Genomic DNA, 24,707 nt, shown 5'->3' with positions numbered 1-24,707 from the left:
TTCGGCGTGTCAGCGATCTCCTACGCCTTCGAGCATAGATCCCCTGTTCAGGCGGGCCGCTCCCCGTGCCAGGACCGCCACAGCGCCGCGTACGCCCCGCCCGCCGCGACCAGCTCGTCATGGGTGCCGAGCTCGGTGAGCAGACCGTTCTCCATCACGGCCACCCGGTCGGCGTCGTGCGCGGTGTGCAGCCGGTGCGCGATGGCGATGACCGTACGGCCCTGAAGTACGGCCGCCAGGGCGCGCTCGGTGTGCCGGGCGGTCGTCGGGTCGAGCAGCGCCGTCGCCTCGTCGAGGATCAGCGTGTGCGGGTCGGCCAGCACCACGCGCGCGAGGGCCAGCTGCTGGGCCTGCGAGCCGTCCGTGCCGTGGCCCCCGTCCCCCAGTGCCGTGTCGAGCCCGTCGGGCAGCCGCCGCACCCAACCGTCGGCGCCGACCGCCGTGAGCGCGGCCCACACCTGCTCGTCCGTGGCGGCAGGCTCGGCGATCCGCAGGTTGTCGCGGACCGTGCCGAGGAAGACGTGATGCTCCTGCGTCACCAGGACGACCTGGCGGCGCAGCTGCTCCGGGCCGAGCGCGACGACCGGGACCCCGCCGACCGTCACGGAGCCGGCGGTGGGCGCGTCCACGCCCGCCAGCAGCCTGCTCAGCGTGGTCTTGCCGGCACCGGACGGGCCGACCACGGCGAGGCGCTCGCCCGGGCGGACGGTCAGGTCGACACCGCCGAGGACCTCGCCGCCGCGGTCGTACGCGTAGCGCACGCCGGTCACCTCGATCAGGTCGTCCGCCGGGGTGGGGGAGTCGGCGTCACCGGCTCTCGGGGCGCCGGCCAGGCCCTCCACGCGGGCGAAGGAGGCGCCGCTGCTCTGGAGTTGCTCGACGCGCATCAGGATCTCGTCCAGCGGGCCCACCATCTGCTGGAGGTACAGCGCGGCCGCGACCACCGTGCCCAGACTGACCGAGCCCCGCGCGTGCAGCGCCCCGCCGACGAGCAGAACCGTCGCCACGGGCACCAGATAGGCGATCTCGACCGACGGGAAGAAAACCGAGCGCAGGAAGAGAGTGTGCAGCCGCGTCCGGCGGGACGTCTCCAACGCGTCCCGGCTCGCCGCCACCCGCCGCCGCTCCAGCCGCAGCGCCTCCACCGTGCGGGCGCCGGACGCGGTCGCCGCCAGGATCTCCGCGACGTCCGAGGTGGCCGCGCCCTCGGCGAGATAGCCGGTGCGGGCGCGGCGCAGATACCAGCGCAGCACCGGCCACAGACCGGCCAGGCCGAGCAGACCGCAGGCCCCGAGCAGCGGGTCCAGCACGAAGACCGCGCCCAGCAGGAACAGGACCTGCACGGCGTTGATGAGCAGCTCCGGCCCGGCGTCGCGCAGGGTGGTGCCGACGGCCGCCACGTCGGCGGTGCCGCGTGCGGTGAGGTCGCCGGTCCCGGCCCGTTCCACGACGGACGCGGGCAGGGCGAGGGTGCGGTCGACGAACTCCTCGCGGACGCGGGCGAGGGTGCGTTCGCCGAAGCGATGGCCTACGTAGCGGGCCCAGCGGGCCAGCAACAGCTGGGCTGTTGCCGCTATCAGGATCGCCAGGGCGAGTTTGTCGACGGACGTCACGTCTGTGCCGCGTTTGACTTCGTCGATGATGCGGCCCACCAGGTAGGGGCCGGCGAGGCCGGTGAGTGCTGCGAGGGCGTTGAGGGCGAGTACGGCGGTGAAGGACTTGGCGTCGGCCTGGATGAGGCGGGCGGTGGCTTTGCGGACGTCTTCGGGTGCGGCGACGGGGAGGGCTGTGCGGCTGCTGGGGCGGGACTTCGGGTCGCTTGCCGGGTGCGGGTGCGTCGTGGCTTGTCGCGCAGTTCCCCGCGCCCCTGGGGGGCGTTGTTCCTCCGTCACCTCAAGATCTCCTCGGCGTCTTCGTCCCTGGCCACGAGAGCCCGGTAGCCCGGCTCGGCGTCCAGCAACTCGCGATGGGTCCCTGTTGCCGCCACCTTGCCTTCGACCAGGAAGTGGACCGTGTCCGCTCGGTCCAGGACCAGGGGGGACGTGGTGGTGACGACTGTTGTGCGGCCGGTGCGTTCGGTGTGCAGGCGGTCGGCCACTCGGGCCTCGGTGTGGGCGTCCAGGGCCGAGGTGGGTTCGATGGCGAGCAGGATCTCGGGGTCGGCCAGCAGGGCGCGGACGAGACGGACGCGTTGGCGCTGGCCGCCGGAGAGGTTGCGGGCCTGGGCGTCGATCGGGGTGTCGAGGCCGTCGGGCAGGCCCCGGACGATGTCCTCGGCGACCGCGGTGCGCACGGCCTGCGCGATGGTCGCCTCGTCGCGGTCCGTGTGGCCGGAGACCAGTTGGCGCAGGGTGTCCGCGAACAGGTCGGCCTCGTGGTCGGCGACCAGGATGCGCCGGCGGAGCTGCGGCAGGGCGATCTCGGACAGGGGCACCTCGCCCCAGCTCGCCGCGGACGGGGTGTAGCGGCCCAGGCGGTCGACGACGGCCACGGCGTCGGCGGGCAGTGCGCCGGCCAGCGCGGTCAGGCGGCCCGGCCGCACCCGTACCCCGGACTCGGGGTCGTACAGGACGGCCGGTTCGGCCGGGGCGTCCCGGGTGCCGGTGTCCGGCAGGGGCGCCAGCCGCAGGAACCGTACGACCCGCCGCGCCGCCACGATGCCCCGGCTGACCTGGTAGCCGCACTCGATGAAGAACGCCACCGGCCCCACCAGCACCGCGACATAGCCGTACACCGACACCAACTCGCCCACGGTGATGTCGCCCTGGGCGGCCAGCCGGGCCGCCAGCCAGGTCACCACGGCCAGGAACAGCGTCGGCAGCCCCACCCCGAGCGCCTGCACCCAGCTGGTCACCGCGCCGACCCGGTACCCCTGAGCCCGCAGCCGCTGCGAGTCGCGGTGGAAGGCGTCGGCCACCAGCCCCTTGCCGCCGAGGCCGTTGAGGACGCGCAGGCCGCCCGCGAGGTCGGCGATCCGTGCGGTCAGCACGCCCTGCCGCTCCCGGTACTCGGCCTCCGTGCCCTGCAGCCGCCCCAGCAGCGGCCCGACGAGCACGCCGACCAGCGGCATCCCGAGCAGCACCACGACGGCGATCGGCACCGAAACCGACACCAGCAGCCCGGCGATCACCAGATAGGCGACGACCGCCCCGAACCCGGGACCGACGACGGTCAGGGACGTGCTGATCGTCTGGACGTCGCCCACGCCGATCGTGACGACCTCCCCGGCCCCGATCCGGCGCGGCAGCGCGGCACCCAGCCGGACCGCGTGCCCGATCAGCACCTTGACCGTGCGGAAGTTGGCGTCCATCCGCACCCGGGTCATCGTGCGGTGCCGCATGATGCTCAGCCAGGCGTTGAACGCGCCCACCGCGAACAGCGCGCCCGTCCACCCCGCCAACGCGCCGTAGTCACCGGCCGTCAGCCCGTCGTCGACGGCACGGGACATCAGGTACGGCGTCGCCGCCAGCAGCACCATCCACACACTGGAGATCAGCGCCCCGACGACGGACCGCGTCGCCTGGCGCATGACCAGCCACCACAGATACCGCCCGCCGCCGCGACAGTCGGGCTCGCCCGGATCCTCGTACGCGTCGATCACCTGTTGTCCCCCCGCAAGGTCACGCCAGACTGTCCCGCCACGCCCGGTGCAGATCCGCGAACCTGCCCGTCCCCGCGACGAGTTCGGCGGGCGTGCCGTCCTCGACGATCTTCCCGTGCTCCATGACCAGTACGCGGTCCGCGATCCCGACCGTGGACAGCCGGTGGGCGATGACGACCGCCGTACGCCCGTGCAGCACCGTCGACATGGCGCGCTGCACGGCCCGCTCACCGGGGATGTCGAGGGAACTGGTCGCCTCGTCGAGGATCAGGACGGCCGGGTCGGCGAGCAACGCCCGGGCGAACGCGACGAGTTGACGCTGACCGGCGGAGATACGGCCGCCCCGCTTGCGTACGTCGGTGTCGTAGCCGTCGGGCAGCGAGCTGATGAAGTCGTGCGCGCCGATGGCCTTCGCGGCCTGCTCGATCTCCTCGCGAGTGGCGTCGGGCCGGCCGATGGCGATGTTCTCGGCGACCGTGCCGGAGAACAGGAACGCCTCCTGCGTCACCATCACCACCCCGCGCCGCAGCTCGGCCACGGCCAGCTCGCGCAGGTCGACCCCGTCGAGGAGGACCCGGCCGTCGGACGGGTCGTAGAACCGGGCGAGCAGCTTGGCCAGCGTCGACTTGCCCGCGCCGGTGGAGCCGACGACCGCGACCGTCTGCCCGGCCGGCAGGGTGAGGTCGAAGCGGGGCAGCACCTCGCCGCCGGTGCGGTAGCCGAACCGGACGCCTTCGAAGACGACCTCGCGGCCGGGGTGCTCCGACGCGCGTGCCGGGAGCCGGCTGGGCGCGGACGGCTCGGGCACGGACGGCGTCTGGGCCAGCAGCCCGGCGATCTTCTCCAGGGAGGCCGCCGCCGACTGGTACGAGTTGAGGAACATGCCGAGCCGGTCGATCGGGTCGTACAGCCGCCGCAGGAACAGCACGGCCGCCGCCAGCACACCCAGGGCCAGCGTGCCGTCCGCCACCCGGTAGGCGCCCCACAGCACGATGCCCGCGACCGCGGTGTTGGCGACGAGCCGGGAGCCGACCACGTACTGGGCCATCTCCAGCAGCGCGTCGCCGTTCGTGCGCTCGTGCCGGGTGTTCAGGGTCCGGAAGTCGGCGTCGTTGGCGGCCTCGCGGCGGAAGGCGCGCACCGGCCGGATGCCGTTCATCGTCTCGACGAACTTCACGATCACGGCCGCGATGGCCGTGGACCGCAGGGTGTACACGCGCGCGGCGCGCCGCCGGTAGCGCCGGACCAGGAGGTACAGCGGCACGAAGGAGGCCACGGCGACCGCGCCGAGGCCCAGGTCGAGCCAGAGCAGCATCGCCGAGATGTAGACGAAGGACAGGATGACGGTGACGAGTTCCTGCAGGCCCTCGTCCAGCAGCTCGCGCAGCGACTCCACGTCCGTGGTGGAACGGGAGATCAGCCGGCCCGAGGTGTAGCGCTCGTGGAAGTCGAGGCTCAGGGCCTGGGCATGACGGAAGATACGGCCGCGCAGGTCGAGCAGCACGTCCTGGTTGACGTGGGCCGAGACCAGGATGAACGCGTACTGCAGGGCGCCGGAGGCCAGCGCGCACAGCAGATAGCCGACGCCGACCGCGATCAGCGGCCCGAGGTCGTCGCGCCGGAACGCCGGTACGGCCGAGTCGATGGCGTACGCCACCAGCAGCGGGCCCGCCTGCACCGCCGCCTGCTGGAGCAGCAGCAGGAGCGTGGTGACGGCGACGCGGGCCTTCATCGGCGCGAGCAGCGAGCGCAGCAGGGCGGCGGTGGCACCCGGGGGAGTGGGCAGGACGTCGCGGTCGAACGGGTCGTTAGGAGCGCGGGGACCGGGGGCGGCCGGCTGGTCCTCGCCGGGCTGGTCCTTGCCCTGTGCGGTGGCGGTGGTCGCCGTCATCGGTCGGCCTCCTCGGTCCCGGCCATGAGGTGGGCGTACTCGGCGTTCGTGCGCAGCAGTTCGTGATGGGTGCCGACGGCGGCGATACGGCCTTCGGAGAGCAGGGCGACGCGGTCCGCGAGCAGCACGGTGGAGGGTCTGTGGGCGACGATCAGGGCGGTCGTCTCCGCGAGCACCTCCCGCAGGGCGGCCTCCACGGCGGCCTCGGTGTGCACGTCCAGCGCGGACAGCGGGTCGTCGAGGACGAGGAACCTGGGCCGGCCGACGACCGCCCGCGCGAGCGCCAGGCGCTGGCGCTGGCCGCCGGAGAGGCTGAGGCCCTGCTCGCCGACCTGGGTCTCGGTGCCATGCGGCAGGGAGTGCGCGAAGCCGGCCTGCGCGACCGCCAGCGCCCGCTCCAGGTCGGCCTCCCCCGCGCCGTTGCCGGCCCCCATGAGAACGTTGTCCGCCACGCTGGCCGAGAACAGGGTGGGCTCCTCGAAGGCGACCGCGACGAGGTCGCGCAGCGATGCTCTGGGCATGGCGGAGATGTCGTGGCCGTCGAGGGTGATGTGGCCGGACGTCACCTCGTGGAGGCGGGGGACGAGGGCGGTGAGGGTGGTCTTGCCGCTGCCTGTCGCGCCTACGAGGGCCATGGATTCGCCGGGGCGGATGTGCAGGTCGATGGTGTCGAGGGTGGGCGGGGCGTCTTCCGGGGCGTCGGGATAGCGGAAACGGACGTTGTGGAAGCGGATGCCGTCGTTGTTGGCCGCGGGCTTGTGGGGGCTGGTCGTGTCCCGCGGCGCAGCCGCATGTCGACTCAGCCCCGCGGCCCTTTGGGGCGCGGCCCCTTCCGGCGTTTCGTCCATCACCTCGAAATAGCGTTCCGTCGCCGTCGCCGCCTCCTGGCTCATCGCCAGGAGGAAGCCGATGGAGTCCACCGGCCAGCGCAGGGCGAGGGCCGTCGACAGGAAGGCCACCAGCGTGCCTGCCGACAGCTCGCCGTCCGCCACCTGGATCGAGCCCAGCACCAGCGCCGCCCCGATGGCCAGTTCCGGCAGGGTCACGATGACGCCCCAGATCGTGGCCAGTAGTCGGGCCTTGTGGAGCTCCGTGCCGCGCAGGGTCCGGGACAGCTCCCGGAACGCCCGGGCCTGGCTGCGGTGCCGGCCGAAGCCCTTGATGATCCGGATCCCGAGCACGCTCTCCTCGACGACCGTCGTCAGGTCGCCGACCTGGTCCTGCGCGCGACGCGCCACGGAGGCGTACCGCTTCTCGAAGACCACGCAGGTGACCATCACGGGCACGGCCGGGATGAGGATGACCAGGCCCAGCGTCCAGTCCTGGAGGAGCATGATGATCACGCCGACCAGGATCGTCACGCTGTTGACCAGCAGAAACGTCAGTGGGAACGCGAGGAACATGCGGAGCAGCATCAGATCGGTGGTGCCCCGCGACAGCAGCTGCCCCGACGCCCACCGGTCGTGGAACGCCACCGGAAGCCGCTGCAGATGCCGGTACAGATCGGCCCGCATCGACGCCTCGACGCCCGCCAGCGGCCGCGCCACCAGCCACCGCCGCAGCCCGAACAGCAACGCCTCCCCGACCCCGAGCAGCAGCAGATACAGCGCGCCGAGCCACACCCCCGCCGGGTCCCGGTCGGCGACGGGTCCGTCGACCATCCACTTCAGGACGAGCGGGAAGACCAGTGCCAGGCAGGAGGCGACGATCGCCACGGCCGCGGCGGTGAACAACCGCACCCGCACCGGGCGCACATACGGCCACAGCCGCAGCAGCGTCCGCACGGCGGAACGGTCGGTCCGGTCGGGGCTTTCCTCAGCGGTTGCACGTGTCGTCACCATCAGCAGCGAGCCTACGGATCGCCACTGACACTGCCCACCGAGTTTTGGCCGGTCCGCGATCGGCCGCTGGACCTACGACCTGCGTGTTCGAGGGGTCGCACAGGGCCGGGCGGCGGGAGGTCGTACGGCACCGTCAACCGATCGGCCGATGCCGAGGGCCGGCGCGCCCCCGGCGCCGGCCGCGTCCGGGTGACCGGCCTCGAGACGGGTCCTGGGCTAGCCCGGATAGGGCAACAGCGTGCTGTTCACCTTCTCCCAGGCCGCCTTCAGCTCGGCGAGCAGCTCGGGCCGGTCCGGGGCGAGGTCGGCCTGTTCGCGCTGGTCGGCGGCCAGGTCGTAGAGGTGGTCCTTGCCGCTCGCGTCCCGGTAGTACTTCCAGTTCCCGCGCCTCAGGGCCCGGTTGGCCCGTACCCGCCAGAACAGGTCCCGCTCCTGCGGTTCCTCCCCGCGCAGCAGGTAGCCGGCGAGGCTGGCGCCGTCCAGCGGGTACGCGGGGTCCGGGCGGGCACCGGCGATCTCCAGCAGGGTCGCGGTCCAGTCGGGGGAGAAGTTCGGCTCGTGACTGACCTGGTGGCCGTCGATCCGGGCCGGCCAGCGCACGATCGCCGGCACCCGGATGCCGCCCTCCAGCAGCACGAACTTCTCGCCGCTGAGCGGCCAGTTGTAGGAGTAGCGCTCCCCGCCGTTGTCGCTGGCGAACAGCACCAGCGTGTTCTCCTCCTGCCCCGACCCGCGCAGGGCGTCGAGCACTTTCCCGACGGCGGCGTCCAGGCTCTGCACCATCTCCGTGTACTTCGCCACCGAACCGCCGTCGTAGTGGTGCAGCGCGGCGCTGACCTCCGCCTGGGACGTGGCGGCCCGGATTTCCGCCGCGATCTCGGCGCCGGTCTCCTCGTCGCCCTCCGCGAGCCACGGCCAGTGCGGGGTCGTGAAGTTGAGGTTCAGCAGCCAGGGCGTGTCATGGTCCCGGCCGACGTACTCGACGGCCCGCTCGGTCAGTACGGTCGTGTAGTACCGCAGGTCCTTGTACTCCGCGTCGCCCTCGTAGAGGTCGTACGTGCCGAGCTGGCCCAGCTTGGAGAAGTACTCCAGGGCGCCCCCGAAGTTCCCGAAGAACTCGTCCCACCCGGACTTGGTGGGACTGAAGTCGGGCAGCCAGCCGCAGTGCCACTTGCCGATCAGCGTGGTGGCGTAACCCGCCTCCTTCAGCAGGGAGGCGAGCGTGGGGTGGTTCGGGTCCAGCCCCTGCGCCCTGTTCGCGATCGGCTCGGCCAGCCCGCCGGGCGTACGGCCCGGATAGCGCCCGGTGTACAGGCTGAACCGGGTCGGCGAGCAGGTCGCCGAGCCGGAGTACGCGTTGGTGAACCGCACGCCCTGCCGGGCCAGCCGGTCCAGGTTCGGCGTCCTGATGTGCGGCGCGCCGTAGGAGGACAGGTCGGCCCAGCCGAGGTCGTCGCCGAGGATGACGAGGATGTTGGGGCGCTTGCCGGATGCGGCGGGGCGGGCCTTGAAGGGGCGCTCGGCGGGGGCGGGTGCGGCGGGTGCGGCCTCGGCGGCGGTCGTCGTACCGGCGACGGCGGTCACGGCGCCACCGCCGACGAGGCCACCGAAGGCACGGCGGGATATCTCGGGCATGCCCCTCAGCTGATCAGCGGGCCGAACGCCCTGACCAGGAATCCGGCCCGGAGTTCACGGGACTGAAACGCCGTGTTGGCGGCCACCCTCAGTCGAGCACCCGCAGCAACAACACCGCCCGCCCCGGCACCGTGATCGCCGCCCCCGCCCGATGCTCCACGCCCGGCGCCTCCCCCTGCTCCTCCCGCGACGTGTCGACGACGACCTCGTACCGCTGCGCCCACGGCGGCCCCGGCAGCACGAAGTTCACCGGCCGGTCCCCGGCGTGCAGCAGGGCCAGGAAGCTGTCGTCGAGGATGGGGGCCCCGCGCTCGTCGCGCCCAGGGATGTCCCGTCCGGACAGGTACATGCCCAGCGTGGCGGCGGGCGCGTACCAGTCCCGTTCCGTCATCTCCGTGCCCCGCACCGTGAACCAGGCGAGGTCCCGCAGCCCGTCGGCCGAGTGCGCACGCCCGGAGAAGAACGCCCGGCGACGCAGCACCGGGTGCCGGTGGCGCAGCTCGATGAGCCGGGACGTCAGGTCGAACAGGGCCTTCCAGCCGGGTTCCTCCAGCAGCCCCCAGTCCAGCCAGCTGATCTCGTTGTCCTGGCAGTACGCGTTGTTGTTGCCGCGCTGCGTGCGCCCCAGCTCGTCACCCGCGACCAGCATCGGCACGCCCGTCGACAGCAGCAGGGTGGTCAGCAGGTTCCGCAACTGGCGTCGCCGTAGCGCCCGTACGTGCTCGTCGTCCGTCTCCCCTTCCACCCCGCCGTTCCAGGAACGGTTGTCGTCCGACCCGTCCCGGTTGCCCTCGCCGTTCGCCTCGTTGTGCTTGCGCTCGTAGGACACCAGGTCGCGCAGCGTGAAACCGTCGTGCGCGGTCACGAAGTTCACCGAGGCGTACGGCCGGCGCCCGCCCCACGCGTACAGGTCGCTCGACCCCGACAGCCGGTACCCGAGGTCCCGTACGTCCGGCAGCGCACCCCGCCAGAAGTCCCGTACGGCATTGCGGTAGCGGTCGTTCCACTCCGTCCACAGCGGCGGGAAGGCACCCACCTGGTAGCCGCCCGAGCCGACGTCCCACGGCTCGGCGATCAGCTTCACCCGCCGCAGCACCGGATCCTGCGCGATGACCGCCAGGAAGGGCGACAGCATGTCGACGTCGTGCATCGAGCGGGCCAGCGCGGCGGCCAGGTCGAAGCGGAAGCCGTCGACGCCCATCTCCGTCACCCAGTAGCGCAGCGAGTCCGTGATCAGCCGCAGGACATGTGGCTGCACCACGTGCAGCGTGTTCCCGCAACCCGTGTAGTCGGCGTACCGGCGCGCGTCCGACTGGAGGCGGTAGTAGCCCCGGTTGTCGATGCCCTTCATCGACAGCGTGGGACCGTACTCTCCCGCCTCCGCCGTGTGGTTGTAGACCACGTCGAGGATGACCTCGATCCCGGCCGCGTGCAGCGCGCGCACCATCCGCTTGAACTCGCCGACCTGCTGCCCCGTCGTACCGGAGGCCGCGTACGCGGCGTGCGGTGCGAAGTAGCCGATGGAGTTGTAGCCCCAGTAGTTGCGCAGCCCCCTGCGCAGCAGATGGTCCTCGTGCGCGAACTGGTGCACCGGCAGCAGTTCGACGGCCGTCACGCCCAGCTTCACCAGGTGCTCGACCGCCGCCGGATGCGCGAGACCGGCGTACGTGCCCCGCAGCTCCTCGGGGATCCCCGGGTGCAGCTTCGTGAACCCCCGCACATGCACCTCGTAGATCACCGAGTCCGCCCACGGCGTCTTCGGCCGCCGGTCGTCCGCCCAGTCGTCGTCATCGTGGACGACCACGCCCTTCGGGACGAACGGCGCCGAGTCCCGCTCGTCGCGCACCGTGTCGGCGACATGCTGCTGCGGCCAGTCGCGGACATGCCCGTACACCTCGGGCGGCAGGCTGAAGTCGCCGTCCACCGCGCGGGCGTACGGGTCGAGGAGCAGCTTCGCCGGGTTCCAGCGCCCGCCCGTCCACGGGTCCCAACGGCCGTGCACCCGGTAGCCGTAGCGCTGCCCCGGCATCACCCCCGGCACGAACCCGTGCCAGATCTCGTGCGTCAGCTCGGTCAGCCCGGCCCGTGTCTCCTTGCCCTGATCGTCGAACAGACACAGCTCGACGGCTTCCGCGCCCCCCGCCCACAGCGCGAAGTTGGTGCCCGCCACCCCGTCCGGCCCGACCCGGAAGCGGGCGCCGAGCGGCACGGGCGCGCCGGGCCACACGGGCACGGCAGGGGCCTTGCGCCGCGCGCCGTTCACGACGGCGGCCGGGCGCCCCTCCTCAGCGGCGACCGCCCCCGCCACCGCCTCCTGCTCGGCTGCGCTCGACACCTGTCGGCCTCCCACGGCTCAGGGACCACACGATGTGGAAGGAGAGCACACGGTCGTCCCTGGCCGCGGCTCCCCGTCGCGTCGTCCTCCCACATGTTCTGCCCACCGCGTGGCCAAGCGACCCCGCGCAAGTCGGCCGCGCCCCGAAGCGGCACGGGCCGCGTCCGTCCGCGCCCCCTCCGCGTGGGCGCGACCAGCCACGACGACCTGCGGCCGACCGATGTCCTACCCCGCGCCGCGCGGCCCAGCGCCCCGCGCCGACGTTTCCCCGGGGCCGCCCCGGTCGTTGGGGTGTTCGTGAGGCACGTACAAGGGCGCGCGCGGCGCGCGGGGGCCGCATTGGCCGCCGTACTGACATGGGCAGGACTGCTGGCCGGAGCCGCCGGCTGCACTACGGACGGCGGTGGCGTCGACCAGATGCTGGGCAAGGCACCGGCGCCCGAGGACGTCATCCGGGTCACGCCCGACGACGAGACCAAGGGCGCACGCCCCGACGACCGGCTGCTCGTCCGGGTGGTCAGCGGGCGCCTGGAGTCGGTGAAGGTGGTCAAGTCCCAGGACGCCCAGGAGACCCCCGTCCCCGGGCACATCACCGAGGACGGCCTGCGCTGGGAGCCCGAGGACCCCGGGCTCGCGCTGGCCGCCAAGTACACGATCGACGCGGTGGCCCTCGACGGCCAGGGACGCCGCAGCGCACGGCACACGACCTTCACCACGTACGTCCCCGACGAGCGGTTCATCGGCTACGTCGCCCCGGAGAACCGCTCCACCGTCGGCACCGGGATGATCGTCTCCCTGGAGTTCAACCGCGAGATCCAGAACCGGGCCGCCGTCGAACGCGCCGTCGAGGTCACGGCCGAGCCCGCCGTGGAGATCCGCCCGCACTGGTTCGGCCGGGCCCGCCTCGACTTCCGCCCCGAGCACTACTGGAAGCCCGGCACCCGGGTCACCGTCGCCCTGCGGCTGCGGGACGTCGAGGGGGCGCCCGGGGTGTACGGGCAGCAGCACAAGACCTTCTCCTTCACCGTCGGCCGCCACCAGGTCTCCGTCGTCGACGCGGCCCGGCACACCATGGAGGTCCGGCGCGACGGCGAACTGCTCACCACCGTGCCCATCACGGCCGGCGCCCCCAAGAACACGACCTACAACGGCAAGATGGTCGTCACCGAGATGCTCGAACTGACCCGGATGAACGGCGCGACGGTCGGCTTCCGCAAGGCCGACGGCAAGAGCGAGTACGACATCCCGGACGTCCCGCACGCCATGCGCCTGACCGACTCCGGCACCTTCCTGCACGGCAACTACTGGGCGGACGCCTCGATCTTCGGACAGAGCAACGTCAGCCACGGCTGCGTGGGGCTCAGGGACGTCAAGGGCGGCGGCTCCGAGACGCCCGCGGGCTGGTTCTTCGACCGCAGCCTGATCGGGGACGTCGTCGAGGTCGTGCGCAGCAACGACAAAAAGGTCGCTCCCGACAATGGGCTCGGAGGATGGAATATGGGCTGGAAGGAGTGGAAGGCGGGGAGTGCGGTGAAGTAACAGGACAGGGGGGTGAGTTCCTCGACCAACCGGCTATCGGCCGATGTTGGGACTGAACGGTGACAATCGCGCGGCGCCGACGCACATGACCTTGTGGTTAATATGCGCCGGTGCGCGCGGCAAACGCGTGGGGGCGCGGGCCTGACAAGGGTCCGGGGAGGGGAGAACGACTTGAACGTGCGGCCGATATCGGGGGCGTCGGTTGACGCGGTGAACGCGAGGGGCGGCGCGGGCGGTGGGCGTCGGCGCAAGCAGATGGCGGTGCTGGCCGGGACGCTGCTGCTCGCCGTCACCGCGTGCGGCGGGGGCGGCGGTTCCAGTACGGGGACCGGCGACGGGAAGGGTGAGGACTCCGCCACGGCGGAGGCCAGGAGGTCCCAGGCCGTCGTGACGATAGCGCCGGGGGACGGCGCCAAGTCCGTCGAGACCAGCGGCGCGCTGAAGGTGACCGCGGCCAAGGGAAAGCTGACGGACGTCGAGGTCAAGGACGCCAAGGGCAACGCGATAGCCGGGGAGATATCCGGCGACGGCGGCACCTGGACTCCGTCCACGCACCTCGCCGCCGCGACGAAGTACACGGTGCACGCGGTCGCCAAGGACTCCGACGGTCTGGAGGCCGCCGAGGAGGCCGACTTCACCACCCTGACTCCGAAGAACACGTTCATCGGCACCTTCACGCCCGAGGACGGCTCCAGGGTCGGCGTCGGAATGCCGTTCTCGCTGCGCTTCAGCCGGGGCATCACCCACCCCGAGGACGTCGAGAAGGCCATCACCATCAAGACCGAGCCGGCCGTCGAGGTCGCGGGCCACTGGTTCGGCAACGACCGCCTCGACTTCCGGCCCGAGAAGTACTGGAAGTCCGGCACCAAGGTCACCGTCGACCTCAACCTCGACGGTGTCGAGGGGCGCGACGGCGTCTACGGCGAGCAGGACAAGAAGATCTCCTTCACCATCGGCCGCAACCAGGTCTCGGTCGTCGACGTGAAGACCAAGAAGATGAAGGTCACGCAGGACGGCAAGGTCGTCAAGACCATCCCCGTCACCACCGGCAAGCCCGGGTACGACACCTGGAACGGCCAGATGGTCATGACCGAGAAGTTCGTCGAGACCCGCATGAACGGCGACACCGTCGGCTACGACGGCGAGTACGACATCGACGACGTCCCGCACGCCACCCGCCTGACCGACTCCGGCACCTTCATCCACGGCAACTACTGGGGCGGCGGCGCCTTCGGCAACTACAACGCCAGCCACGGCTGCATCGGCCTGCGCGACGTCAAGGGCGCGTGGGACAAGAACACCCCGGCCGCGTGGTTCTTCAACCACTCGATGATCGGCGACGTGGTGGTCGTGAAGAACTCCAACGACGCGACGGTGGCCCCGGAGAACGGGTTGAACGGCTGGAACATGTCCTGGGAGAAGTGGAAGGCGTAACCCCACGGCGTTCCACGGCCCTGGCGCCTGCCTCGATGTGAGGTACGACCTCGATGTGAGGTACGGCACCGGGGCCGTACCCGTTAGTCCCCGTTAACCTGCCTCCATGACCGTGAATCTCGAAGTCGCCGAAGGCGTCGGCACCCTCCGTCTCGACCGCCCGCCGATGAACGCGCTGGACGTCGCCACCCAGGACCGGCTCAAGGAACTCGCCGAGGAGGCGGGCCGGCGCGAGGACGTACGGGCCGTGGTGATCTACGGCGGGGAGAAGGTGTTCGCGGCGGGCGCGGACATCAAGGAGATGCAGGCCATGGACCACACCGCGATGGTCCTGCGTGCGCGGGCCCTGCAGGAGTCGTTCACCGCGGTGGCCAGGATCCCCAAGCCGGTCGTCGCGGCCGTCACCGGCTACGCCCTCGGCGGTGGCTGCGAGTTGGCGCTGTGCGCGGACTTCCGGATCGCCGGGGACAACGCCAAGCTGGGCCAGCCGGAGATCCTGCTCGGCCTGATCCCGGGCGCGGGCGGCACTCAGCGCCTCGCCCGGCTGATCGGCCCGTCGAAGGCGAAGGACCTGATCTTCACGGGACGGATGGTGAAGGCCGACGAGGCGCGGGAACTGGGCCTGGTGGACCGCGTGGTGGCGCCGGACCAGGTCTACGCCGAGGCGCACGCCTGGGCGGCGAAGCTGGCGCAGGGCCCGGCGATCGCGCTGCGCGCGGCGAAGGAGTCGATCGACACGGGTCTGGAGACGGACATCGAGACGGGGCTCGCGGTGGAACGGGGCTGGTTCGCCGGTCTGTTCGCGACCGAGGACCGGGAGCGGGGGATGCGGAGCTTCGTGGAGGAGGGCCCGGGGAAGGCCAAGTTCCTCTGAGGGCGGCCCACGGGCCGGGAACCTTCGATCTGAAAATCCGCCGAACCACTTGCAATTGACAGGACGTCTGATCCCGGGTCCCTCGATGGGGCGGTTTATGGGAGCCTTAAGGCAACCTTAAGCGTGCCTTGTCTGAGGGAGCCTGTCGATTGCCTCCAGTGGACCCTGCGTCGCAGGTCAGCCGAGCTGCGAACGGCTCCGAACTGCCCCTGGCATATGCCGATCGAGGCGTACGGAATGAGCGCTTCCGGGGGGTGTATTCCTCGGGAACGGCCCCGGAGGGCACCGGGGACGGCCATGATGGGGGCATGGCGGGGCTGGAGGGTATCGAACAGCCGCGGGGACACAGCCGTGCGACTGCGGCGCGCTGGTCGCCGGCGGTCGAGGACGAAACTGCCGCGAAGGCGCTGGAGCTGTTCGGCAACCCCACGGAGGCCGAGGTTCCGCTGCCGTCCCGCCCGGAATCCGCCGCCACGGCGCGGCGTCTGGCGCAGGTGGTGGTGCTACGTCAGTGGGGCCTGACCCCGAAGATGACGGAGGACGCGGTCCTGCTCGTCTCGGAACTCGTCGGCAACGCCGTCCGTCACACCGGCGCCCGTGTCTTCGGCCTCCGTATGCGCCGCCGCCGCGGCTGGATCCGCATCGAGGTCCGCGACCCCTCCCGCGGCCTGCCCTGTCTCATGCCGGTCCAGGAGATGGACATCAGCGGCCGGGGCCTGTTCCTCGTCGACAAACTCTCCGACCGCTGGGGCGTGGACCTGCTGCCGCGCGGCAAGACGACGTGGTTCGAGATGAGGGTGGCCGACCGCTGACGGTTGCCTCCGCCGGTCGCCCCGACGCTCGTGGCGTACCCCCTCGATCCGGCCTCGGCGCCGGCCCGTCCGCCCTTCGCCCACCCGCCCACCCGCGGGAGCTACCCCGGCCCAGGCATCTTCAGCCCGTCCGGCGTTCGAGGACGAGGCCTTGCCGTCCCGAGCTCCCGCCCACCCGCAGGGGGCTGTGTCGGCCCGGGCATCTTCAGCCCGTCCGGCGTTTGAGGACGAGGCCCGGAGGGCCGATCAGGGGGTCTGGGGGCGGAGCCCCCAGGGATGGGACGGGTAGGGGCGGCGGGGGCGAGAGAACGCGAGGTCGGCGACCCGCGTAAAGCGCTTAACCGGCAAATCGCCCATTTTCTGACGTAAAGCTCATTAAATGGTCGCAGTCGCCGCCCCCACCACCCCGGAAGACCTGCCGATGAACCTCATGCACCGAACCCTCCTCGCCGGCGTCGGCCTCGTCGCACTCGCCGCCTGCGGCACCGAGCCCGCCCGGGACAAGACCCGCTCCACCGACCCCCACGGCACCCAGGCCGCCATCCCCGCCCCGGCCAAGAAGGAGACCGTCAAGGGCCTGCCCGGCATGCCCCCCGTCCTCGACCCGAAGGACGTGTACGCCGCGGACCGCCCGAACAAGCTCTCCCCGGTCGTCAAGGACTTCCCGTCCCGCGTCTACGTCCCCAACACCGAGTCCGACACCGTCTCCGTCATCGACCCGAAGACGTACAAGATCATCGAGACCATCCCCGTAGGCCGCCAGCCTCAGCACGTCGTCCCGTCCTGGGACCTGAAGACCCTCTGGGTCAACAACAACCGCGGCCACACCCTCACCCCCATCGACCCGAAGACAGGCAAGGCGGGCAAGGAGGTCGAGGTCCACGACCCCTACAACCTCTACTTCACGCCCCACGGCAAGTACGCCGTCGTCATGGCCTCCCTCGACCGCGAACTCGTCTTCCGCGACCCGCACACCATGAAGCGGCTCAAGACCGAACCCGTCACCTGCTACGGCGTCAACCACGCCGACTTCTCCCTCGACGGCCGCTACTTCATCGTCTCCTGCGAGTTCAGCGGCGAGCTGCTGAAGGTCGACACCCAGAAGATGAAGGTCGTCGGGCAGCAACGGCTCCCCTTCGACGGCGCCATGCCACAGGACGTCAAGGTCTCACCCGACGGCAAGCGGTTCTACATCGCCGACATGATGGCCCACGGCATGTGGGTCCTGGACGGCGACAAGTTCGACGAGCCCACCCTCCTGCCCACCGGCAAGGGCTGCCACGGCCTCTACGTCAGCCGCGACTCCCGCGAGATGTACGTCTCCAACCGCGGCGAGGGCAGCGTCTCCGTCTTCGACTTCACCCAGAACAAGCTCACCAAGAAGTGGCACCTCCCCGACGGCGGCAGCCCCGACATGGGCGGCGTCTCCGCCGACGGCAAGGTCCTGTGGCTGTCGGGACGCTACGACTCCGAGGTGTACGCCATCGACACCCGCACCGGCGAGCAGCTCGCCCGCATCCCGGTCGGCAGCGGTCCGCACGGCCTCGCCGTGTACCCGCAGCCGGGCCGCTACTCCCTGGGTCACACGGGCATCTTCCGCTAGCGGAAGGCCAGTTGAGCCAGACGTTCCCGTTGACCGGCGGTCAGCGGACACGCCGCCGTACGGGTGAGTATCCGGGCCGCGCCATCGCGGGCCCGGGATCGTGCTCCCCATGATCGCAACTCGCCTGCGGCGGCGCGCCGCTGCCGCCGTCCTGTCCCTCTCGGCCGTCTTCGCCACGACGGCCGCCACGGCTCCCGCGTCCCCCGCCTCGGCTACCGCGACCGCCGTCAAGGCGGCCGCCCCGGCCGCCGCTCCCGCCCCGGCGGCCTGTCCCGTGCAGTTCGACGACCGGATCAAGGCGGCCGTCGACCGCCGCGTCGAGGTCGACCGCATCACCCCGGACCCGGCGTGGCGTACCAGCTGCGGCACGCTCTACCGGGCCGACGGCCGGGGCCCGAACATCGTCTTCGAGGAGGGCTTCAAGCCCAAGGACGTGGTGAACGGCCAGTACGACCTGGAGCAGTACGTCCTGGTCAACCAGCCCTCCCCGTACGTCTCCACGACGTACGACCACGACCTGTACAAGAACTGGTGGAAGTCGGGCTGGAACTACTACATCGACGCCCCCGGCGGAATCGACGTCAACAAGACCATCGGTGACACCCACAAGTGGGCCGATCAGGTGGAGGTCGCCTTCCCGGGCGGGATCGCCCGGAAGTACATCATCGGCGTCTGCCCGGTGAACAAGACGACCAAGGTTGAGATCATGAGCGGCTGTCAGAGCAACCCGCACTTCGAGGCCTGGCACTGAGCAGCAACTCGGCGCCGACCGGACGGTAGCCGGCTGCCTGGAACGCCCGCACGCTGCGGGCGTTCCCCGGCGCCACCTGCGCCCACAGCGGCTCCGTGACGAGATGCCGGGCCGCGCTCACCAGCAGCCGCCCCAGCCCCCGGTGCCGTACGTCCTCGTCCACCTCGACCGAGACCTCCAGCCGCCCGGCGACCCCGCGCCCCAGCACCAGCACACCGCCCCCGACCGCCCACGCGCGCACTTCGTCGCGCCGCCGACGGGCGTAGCCGATCCGGGGATGGCCGGCGTCCTCGATCTCCCGCAACTCCGCCGCGAGCGGCGGCTCGCCCGGCAGCGGGTCGCCGACCAGCACCGCGTCGACGGTCTCCGCGGCCCGGCCCGTCCGCTCCATCAGGGCCGCCAGGAAGACCGGGTTCATCGTCGCGGACAGGGCGTCGCAGTCGAGGCCGCGCAGGGTGTCGTACACCCACGCCGGATCCTCGTCGGTGACGACGACGGAGTGCGCGGTGAAGGACAGGACGCCCGCGGTGCGGTCGCAGGGCTGGGGGACGACGGTCGTACGGCCGTCCGCGGGCGGGAAGACACCACGCGCCACCGCGTCCAGAATGTCCCGCAGGCTCTCCGCCACGGCCGCCGGCCTCCCTTTCCCGCGCCCTTGAGTCTCCACCCACTGGAAGGCCCACACTCCCAGACATGATCGAAGACGGCACCGGCCTTTTCACCATCGGCGAGCTGGCCCGCGCCACCGGCCTCACCGTCCGGACCATCCGCTACTGGTCCGACGAGGGCGTCCTGCACCCGGTGACCCGCTCCTCCGGCGGCTATCGGCTCTACGACGCCGAGTCCGCCGCCCGTCTGGAGCTGATCCGCACCCTGCGCGAACTGGGCCTGGGTCTGGCCGACGTACGGCAGGTGGTCAGCGGCGAGAAGGACGTGGCGGCGGTCGCGGCCGCGCACGTGGCCGCGCTGGACGCGCAGATCCGGTCGCTGAAGGTGACCCGGGCCGTGCTGTCGACCGTGGCGCGACGCGGCTCGACCGCGGAGGAGATGACCCTGATGAACAAGTTGGCGCGACTGTCGGCCGCCGAACGACGACGGATCCTGGAGGAGTTCGTGGACGAGATGTTCCACGGACTGGACACGGCGGACCCCGTGATCCGCGACCGCATGCGGGAGATGGCCGTGGACCTGCCGGACGAGCCCACGTCCGAGCAGGTGGACGCCTGGGTGGAGCTGGCCGAGCTGCTCCAGGACCCTCGGTTCCGGGCGCGGATGCGCCAGGTGGCCGAGTTCAACGCGGCCGGCCGCGGGGCCGATGCCCCCGCCGGGGCGTCGATGTGGTTCTCGCGCAAGCTGGTGCACCTGGCCGCCGAGGCACGGGCGCGGGGCGTCGCACCCGAGTCGCCCGAGGCCGAGCGGATCCTGCGGGACCTGATCGGCGACGCCGACCCCGCCGCCGTACTCGAACGCCTCAGGTCCGGAGCGAGCGACGAGGTCGCCCGCTACCGCGAGCTGCTGGCCACGGCGAAGGGCCACGGACCCGCCGCCGCGCACCGCGCGGAGTTCGCGTGGGTGGTCGCCGCACTGGAAGCCCGGACGGGCGGTTAATCTGACCTGCGGCAGCAAGCCAGCACAACACGACAGACGTGAGCAAAGGGGCGGACCGGTGGCGCACATCGACATCGAGGAAGCACGCAAGCAGTTCGAGCGCATCGATGCGGACGGTGACGGCACCATCACCGCCGCCGAGTTCAAGTCCGCCCTCGCACAGGGCGGCGACTGGAACGTGACCGAGGCGGTCGCCGAGGCGATCATCAAGAGCCGCGACCTCAACGGCGACAAGCTGCTGTCGTTCGACGAGTTCTGGGCCTTCCTGAACAAGTAGCCCGTGCGAAGGGGTGCCCGTGCCCCGCGGAAGCGGAACGGGCGCCCCTTTGTCGAAGGACCGTGCTGATCCGAGCCCTCAGCCTGAACCGGCGACCAGCGCCTCGCCGAGCGGGGTGCGCCGGTAGAGCACCGACCGTCCTCGATGGTCGTGGCCCATCCGTGTTCGCCGATCACACCCACCCGGTGCACGACATCGCGCTCACAGATCGTGCGCAGTTGCGGCCAGTCCGCGGCGAGCAGTTCGTGCCACGCCTGGTCCATCGATTCGCTCCGCGCTGTTGAGCGCACTGGCCTTCGGTATCGGCTTCCTCCCGCAGCTGTTCGGCTCGCTGCTGCTGGGCTCACTGGCCGACCGACTGCCGCCCCGCGCGCTCATCGCCGGCGGCTACGCCTTGGAGTGCGCCGCCGCCCTGCTGCTCGCCCTGGTGCGGATGCCGATCGCGGCAAGCCTCGGTCTCGTCGCCCTGGTCGCCCTCGCCACACCGGTGTTCGGCGGCGCGTCGAGTCGGCTGGTCGCGCAGTGGCTGAAGGGCGACGCCTATGTACTGGGCCGTTCGCTGAACAACATCGCCTCCTCCGGTGCGCAGTTGTTCGGTCTGGCGCTGGGAGGCGCGGTCGTCGCGCTGCTCGGCCCGCAGCGGGCGCTCGCGGTGAGCGCTGCCCTCTACCTCGGCTGCGCGCTCGCCATCCGCATCCGGCTACCCCGGCTGGAGCCGGGAGAGTTCGGCGGCACATCCGGCGCCGCCCGGGGCGGTGGCGGGGCCGTCCGGGCAAGCCTGCGCGGTGCCGGCCTGCGCGGACACCCGGTACGACGACTGATGCTGGCCCAGTGGCTGCCGCCCGCGTTCGTGGCGGGCGCGGAAGGTCTGATCGTCGCCTACGCGGGAGGACACCACTTCGCGTCCGGCTGGTACGAGGTGCTGATGGGCTGTCTGCCGGTCGGCATGCTGGTCGGTGACCTGCTGGTGGGCCGCCTGCTGCGGCCACCCGCCCGGGAGCGAATGGTCGTCCCGTTGATCGCGCTGACGGGACTGCCGCTGGTCGGCTTCGCCACCGAGCCCGGAGTGGGCGTCTCGTCCTGTCTGCTGCTGCTCTGCGGCTTCGGACTGGCCTACGGTCTCGGCCTGCAACGGCCGTTCCTGGACGCCCTGCCGCAGGGTGGCCGGGGCCAGGCCTTCGGGCTGCTCGGCTCCGGCAGCATGACGCTGCAGGGCGTCGGGCCGGCCTGCTTCGGCACGGTGGCGGCGGGCATCGGAACAGGCGGCGCGATCGCCCTGGCCGGCGGCGCGGCGGTGCTCACCGCCGGCTGGATCCTCACCTGGCACGCGCCCACGGGATCTTGAGACCACGAACAGCCCATGGAAGGTTCATGTCGCATGATCGATGAATTCGCGAAGGACAACCTGCACGGCAGGCTGCGGCGGGACCGCGCGGCGCTGCTCTGGAAACTCGACGGCCTGTCCGAATACGACGCCGCAGACCTCTGACGGCCACCGGGACCAACCTCCTCGGGCTGGTCAAACACGTGGCCACCGTCGAGGCCAGGTACTTCGGCGAGGTCTTCGACCGCCCTGCACCGGAGCCGCTGCCCCGGTGGCAGGACCACGACGGCAGTGATCAGTGGGCGACCGAGGACGAGACCCGCGATCAGATCACCGGGTTCTACCGGCGCATGTGGGAACACTCGGACGCGACGATCAACGAGCTTCCCCTCGACGCCCCCGGCCACGTGCCGTGGTGGCCGGAGCCCCATCCCAACACGAACCTGTTCGCCGTCATGGTCCATGTCCTCGGCGAGACCATCCGGCATGCCGGGCACGCCGACATCCTGCGCGAGGGGATCGACGGCCGGACCGGGGTGCGCGCCGAGCACGAGCAGCGGACCGACGAGGACGCCCGTGCCGCCTACCGCGCGAAGATCGAGCAGGCCGCCAGGTCGGCCGGGTCGATCAAGGCCTAGCCCACGCCTAGGCGTTCTCGGCCCACTCCCGCAGCGCGGCCTTGCTCGCGAAATTGGCCACGTTCTTGTCCAGCGGGCTGTCGGTGTACTGGTGGAAGCGCCACTTCGCCTGGATGCGGGGCTTGCCCGCGGTGACGTAGTCGGCGATCCAGAGGGCGTCGCCCGCGTAGGACGTGGTGTCGACGTTGAGCCAGTAGTGGCGGTTGCAGTACAGCACGACCGGGTTGTTCGGTCGCCTCTCCTTCACCTTCCGGATGAACAGGTCCTTCTCCGCGTTGCTCGCGTGCGTGCCCTCGCTCGTCGTCTCCCAGTCGACGGCGAGGATGTCGCCGGCCCGCTCGGGGGCCTTGCTCACGAAGTAGTCCGCCTGGGCCGAGAGGTTGCCGGGCCAGAGGAAGTGGTAGAAGCCGACGACCAGGCCGGCGTCGCGCGCCCGTTTGGTCTGGGCGGAGAGTTTGGGGTTGATGTAGGAGCGGCCCTCGGTCGCCTTGATGAACACGAAGGAGATGCCGTCGGTGTCGTAGGACGAGGACTGGTACGCGCTGACATCGATGCCACGGATCATGGGGGACTCCCAGAAGTGCTGGTGGGGGGAGAGGAGTTGGATGCGGGTGGGGTGTATGCCCCACGGTGGCATGTCTGACGCGTACCTGACCGGGAATTGTCAACATTCGGTGATGTGGGGGACGGCGATGTACGGGGAGAGGGCCCCTGGACGGCAGCGACGCCTCGCACCGGGAGGTCGCCGGGCCGCGGCTCGACGGGCGGGGAGCCGGCGGGGTCGTCGCCTCACGCCGGGGTACGCAGGTCGAGCGGCTGTTGATGGAGGTGTCGGGGGCGGTGCCGTGCCGGTGAGGGCGGCAGGGGGGCGACGGGGGCGGTGCCGTGCCGGTGAGGGCGGCAGGGGGCGAAGTGCCGACGGCGCCCGCCCCCGACGTCCGTCAGCACTCGATGATGTTGACCGCCAGCCCGCCCCGCGCCGTCTCCTTGTACTTCACCGACATGTCCGCCCCGGTGTCCTTCATCGTCTTGATGACCTTGTCCAGGGACACCTTGTGCGAGCCGTCCCCGCGCATCGCCATCCGCGCCGCCGTGACCGCCTTCACCGCCGCCATGCCGTTGCGCTCGATGCACGGGATCTGGACGAGGCCGCCGACCGGGTCGCAGGTGAGGCCGAGGTTGTGCTCCATGCCGATCTCGGCGGCGTTCTCCACCTGCTCGGGGGAGCCGCCGAGGACCTCCGCGAGGGCGCCCGCTGCCATCGAGCAGGCGGAGCCGACCTCGCCCTGGCAGCCGACCTCGGCGCCGGAGATGGAGGCGTTCTCCTTGAAGAGCATGCCGATGGCGCCGGCGGCGAGCAGGAAGCGGACGACGCCGTCCTCGTCGGCGCCCGGCACGAAGTTGATGTAGTAGTGCAGGACGGCGGGGATGATGCCCGCCGCACCGTTCGTCGGGGCCGTGACCACGCGGCCGCCCGCCGCGTTCTCCTCGTTCACGGCCATCGCGTACAGCGTGATCCACTCCATGGCGAGCGCCTTCGGGTCGCCCTCGGAGCGCAGCTTGCGAGCCGTGTTCGCGGCCCGGCGACGGACCTTCAGGCCGCCCGGCAGGATGCCCTCACGGGACATGCCGCGCGACACGCACTCCTGCATGACCCGCCAGATCTCCAGCAGGCCCGCCCGGATCTCCTCCTCCGTGCGCCAGGCCCGTTCGTTCTCCAGCATCAGCGAGGAGATCGACAGGCCGGTCTCCTGTGTGAGGCGCAGCAGCTCGTCGCCCGTGCGGAACGGGTACTTCAGGACCGTGTCGTCCAGCTTGATGCGGTCCTCACCGACCGCGTCCTCGTCGACGACGAAGCCGCCGCCCACCGAGTAGTAGGTCTTCGACAGCAGCTCCGCCCCGGACGCGTCGAACGACCGGATCGTCATGCCGTTCGCGTGGTAGGGGAGCGCCTTACGGCGGTGCAGGACCAAATCGTCGTCGAAGGAGAACGGGATGTCCCGCTCGCCGAGCAGCCGCAGCAGGCCCGCCTCCTTGATCGCCTCGACCCGCTCGTCCGCCCCCTCCACGTCCACCGTGCGCGGCGAGGCGCCCTCAAGGCCGAGCAGCACCGCCTTGGGGGTGCCGTGGCCGTGGCCGGTGGCGCCCAGGGAGCCGTAGAGCTCGGCTCGTACGGCGGCGACGGAGTCCAGCAGGCCCTCGTTGCGCAGGCGGCGGGCGAACATGCGTGCCGCGCGCATCGGGCCGACCGTGTGGGAGCTGGACGGGCCGATGCCGATCGAGAACAGGTCGAAGACCGAGATGGCCACGGTGGGACTCCTCAATACGGGGTGGAACAGGGGCGTGGGGTGTCCCGCTCACCTACGAGTGTGCGGGACACCCCACAAAAAGGGACTACTTGTTCAGACCGGGGTACAGCGGGTGCTTGTCGGCCAGGGCCTTGACCCGGGCCTTGAGCGCGTCCGTGTCGTACGACGGCTTCAGCGTCTCGGCGATGACGTCCGCGACCTCGGTGAAGTCCTCGGCCGTGAAGCCGCGGGTGGC

At 71.3% G+C, this 24,707-nt stretch carries 17 protein-coding genes and 3 pseudogenes; 10 read left to right on the top strand and 10 right to left on the bottom strand.

The genetic code is table 11. The annotated features are described in order from the left end of the window. Positions 1-47 precede the first annotated feature (47 nt). The 6 genes from ACFZBP_RS42070 to glgX form a co-directional block, all read right to left on the bottom strand. Positions 48-1,892 carry an ABC transporter transmembrane domain-containing protein gene (locus ACFZBP_RS42070; RefSeq protein WP_391421123.1) on the bottom strand — a complete coding sequence of 615 codons (1,845 nt, stop codon included), beginning with the start codon at positions 1,890-1,892 and terminating at the stop codon, positions 48-50. Next, positions 1,889-3,601, bottom strand: coding sequence for an ABC transporter transmembrane domain-containing protein (locus ACFZBP_RS42065; RefSeq protein WP_391421122.1), 1,713 nt, complete (start codon positions 3,599-3,601; stop codon positions 1,889-1,891). The genes ACFZBP_RS42070 and ACFZBP_RS42065 overlap by 4 nt, the downstream gene beginning before the upstream one ends. Positions 3,602-3,620: 19 nt before the next feature. Beyond that, a complete protein-coding gene (locus ACFZBP_RS42060) occupies positions 3,621-5,492 on the bottom strand; it encodes an ABC transporter transmembrane domain-containing protein (RefSeq protein ID WP_391421121.1) in 1,872 nt (623 codons plus the stop codon). Next, positions 5,489-7,333, bottom strand: a complete 1,845-nt coding sequence (locus ACFZBP_RS42055; protein WP_391421120.1) for an ABC transporter transmembrane domain-containing protein — start codon at positions 7,331-7,333, stop codon at positions 5,489-5,491. Before ACFZBP_RS42055 ends, ACFZBP_RS42060 begins: the two co-directional genes overlap by 4 nt. Positions 7,334-7,549: 216 nt before the next feature. Further along, a complete protein-coding gene (locus tag ACFZBP_RS42050; RefSeq protein ID WP_391421119.1) occupies positions 7,550-8,968 on the bottom strand; it encodes a sulfatase-like hydrolase/transferase in 1,419 nt (472 codons plus the stop codon). Positions 8,969-9,056: 88 nt separating this feature from the next. Further along, positions 9,057-11,303 (bottom strand): glycogen debranching protein GlgX, encoded by a 2,247-nt coding sequence (gene glgX, locus ACFZBP_RS42045; protein WP_391421118.1) that lies wholly within the window; start codon positions 11,301-11,303, stop codon positions 9,057-9,059. A 297-nt stretch (positions 11,304-11,600) separates the two neighbouring features. On the opposite strand from glgX, the gene ACFZBP_RS42040 reads away from it, so the two are divergent. The 6 genes from ACFZBP_RS42040 to ACFZBP_RS42015 all read left to right on the top strand — a co-directional run bounded on the left by ACFZBP_RS42040 (position 11,601) and on the right by ACFZBP_RS42015 (position 18,316). Next, entirely contained in the window at positions 11,601-12,842 is a 1,242-nt protein-coding gene (locus ACFZBP_RS42040) for an Ig-like domain-containing protein (RefSeq protein ID WP_383460100.1), read from the top strand. Between the two features lie 171 nt (positions 12,843-13,013). Next, on the top strand, positions 13,014-14,276 hold the full coding sequence (locus ACFZBP_RS42035) for an Ig-like domain-containing protein (protein WP_391421117.1): 1,263 nt from the start codon (positions 13,014-13,016) through the stop codon (positions 14,274-14,276). Positions 14,277-14,382: 106 nt separating this feature from the next. Next, positions 14,383-15,150: an enoyl-CoA hydratase-related protein gene (locus ACFZBP_RS42030; RefSeq protein ID WP_391421116.1), complete on the top strand. Its 768-nt coding sequence runs from the start codon at positions 14,383-14,385 to the stop codon at positions 15,148-15,150. A 308-nt stretch (positions 15,151-15,458) separates the two neighbouring features. Beyond that, on the top strand, positions 15,459-15,962 hold the full coding sequence (locus ACFZBP_RS42025) for an ATP-binding protein (RefSeq protein ID WP_383460108.1): 504 nt from the start codon (positions 15,459-15,461) through the stop codon (positions 15,960-15,962). 421 nt (positions 15,963-16,383) lie between these two features. After that, a complete protein-coding gene (locus tag ACFZBP_RS42020; RefSeq protein WP_383460111.1) occupies positions 16,384-17,565 on the top strand; it encodes a YncE family protein in 1,182 nt (393 codons plus the stop codon). 109 nt (positions 17,566-17,674) lie between these two features. Next, positions 17,675-18,316 (top strand): ADP-ribosyltransferase, encoded by a 642-nt coding sequence (locus ACFZBP_RS42015; RefSeq protein WP_391421115.1) that lies wholly within the window; start codon positions 17,675-17,677, stop codon positions 18,314-18,316. Here ACFZBP_RS42015 and ACFZBP_RS42010 read toward each other — a convergent pair. Beyond that, positions 18,270-18,944: a GNAT family N-acetyltransferase gene (locus ACFZBP_RS42010; protein WP_391421114.1), complete on the bottom strand. Its 675-nt coding sequence runs from the start codon at positions 18,942-18,944 to the stop codon at positions 18,270-18,272. The genes ACFZBP_RS42015 and ACFZBP_RS42010 overlap by 47 nt on opposite strands. A 65-nt stretch (positions 18,945-19,009) precedes the next feature. Here ACFZBP_RS42010 and ACFZBP_RS42005 point away from each other — a divergent pair, with 65 nt between their 5' ends. From ACFZBP_RS42005 to ACFZBP_RS41990, 4 genes and pseudogenes are all read left to right on the top strand, one after another. Beyond that, positions 19,010-19,924 (top strand): MerR family transcriptional regulator, encoded by a 915-nt coding sequence (locus tag ACFZBP_RS42005; RefSeq protein ID WP_391421113.1) that lies wholly within the window; start codon positions 19,010-19,012, stop codon positions 19,922-19,924. Positions 19,925-19,982: 58 nt separating this feature from the next. Beyond that, positions 19,983-20,201, top strand: coding sequence for an EF-hand domain-containing protein (locus ACFZBP_RS42000; RefSeq protein WP_126901671.1), 219 nt, complete (start codon positions 19,983-19,985; stop codon positions 20,199-20,201). A 262-nt stretch (positions 20,202-20,463) separates the two neighbouring features. After that, a pseudogene (locus tag ACFZBP_RS41995) lies at positions 20,464-21,546 on the top strand (MFS transporter); the annotation flags it as partial. 33 nt (positions 21,547-21,579) lie between these two features. Continuing rightward, positions 21,580-22,163, top strand: a pseudogene (locus tag ACFZBP_RS41990) (DinB family protein). Between the two features lie 7 nt (positions 22,164-22,170). Here the strand turns inward: ACFZBP_RS41990 and ACFZBP_RS41985 are convergent. The 3 genes and pseudogenes from ACFZBP_RS41985 to ACFZBP_RS41975 form a co-directional block, all read right to left on the bottom strand. Next, positions 22,171-22,728 carry a glycoside hydrolase family 25 protein gene (locus ACFZBP_RS41985; RefSeq protein WP_383460129.1) on the bottom strand — a complete coding sequence of 186 codons (558 nt, stop codon included), beginning with the start codon at positions 22,726-22,728 and terminating at the stop codon, positions 22,171-22,173. Between the two features lie 376 nt (positions 22,729-23,104). Beyond that, positions 23,105-24,472 (bottom strand): L-serine ammonia-lyase, encoded by a 1,368-nt coding sequence (locus tag ACFZBP_RS41980; protein WP_383460131.1) that lies wholly within the window; start codon positions 24,470-24,472, stop codon positions 23,105-23,107. Between the two features lie 85 nt (positions 24,473-24,557). Further along, positions 24,558-24,707: pseudogene (locus ACFZBP_RS41975) on the bottom strand (serine hydroxymethyltransferase); the annotation flags it as partial.

Source organism: Streptomyces sp. NPDC008086 (genome assembly GCF_042957325.1).
Taxonomy (GTDB): Bacteria; Actinomycetota; Actinomycetes; order Streptomycetales; family Streptomycetaceae; genus Streptomyces.
This window is presented reverse-complemented; position numbering and strand designations above follow the sequence as displayed.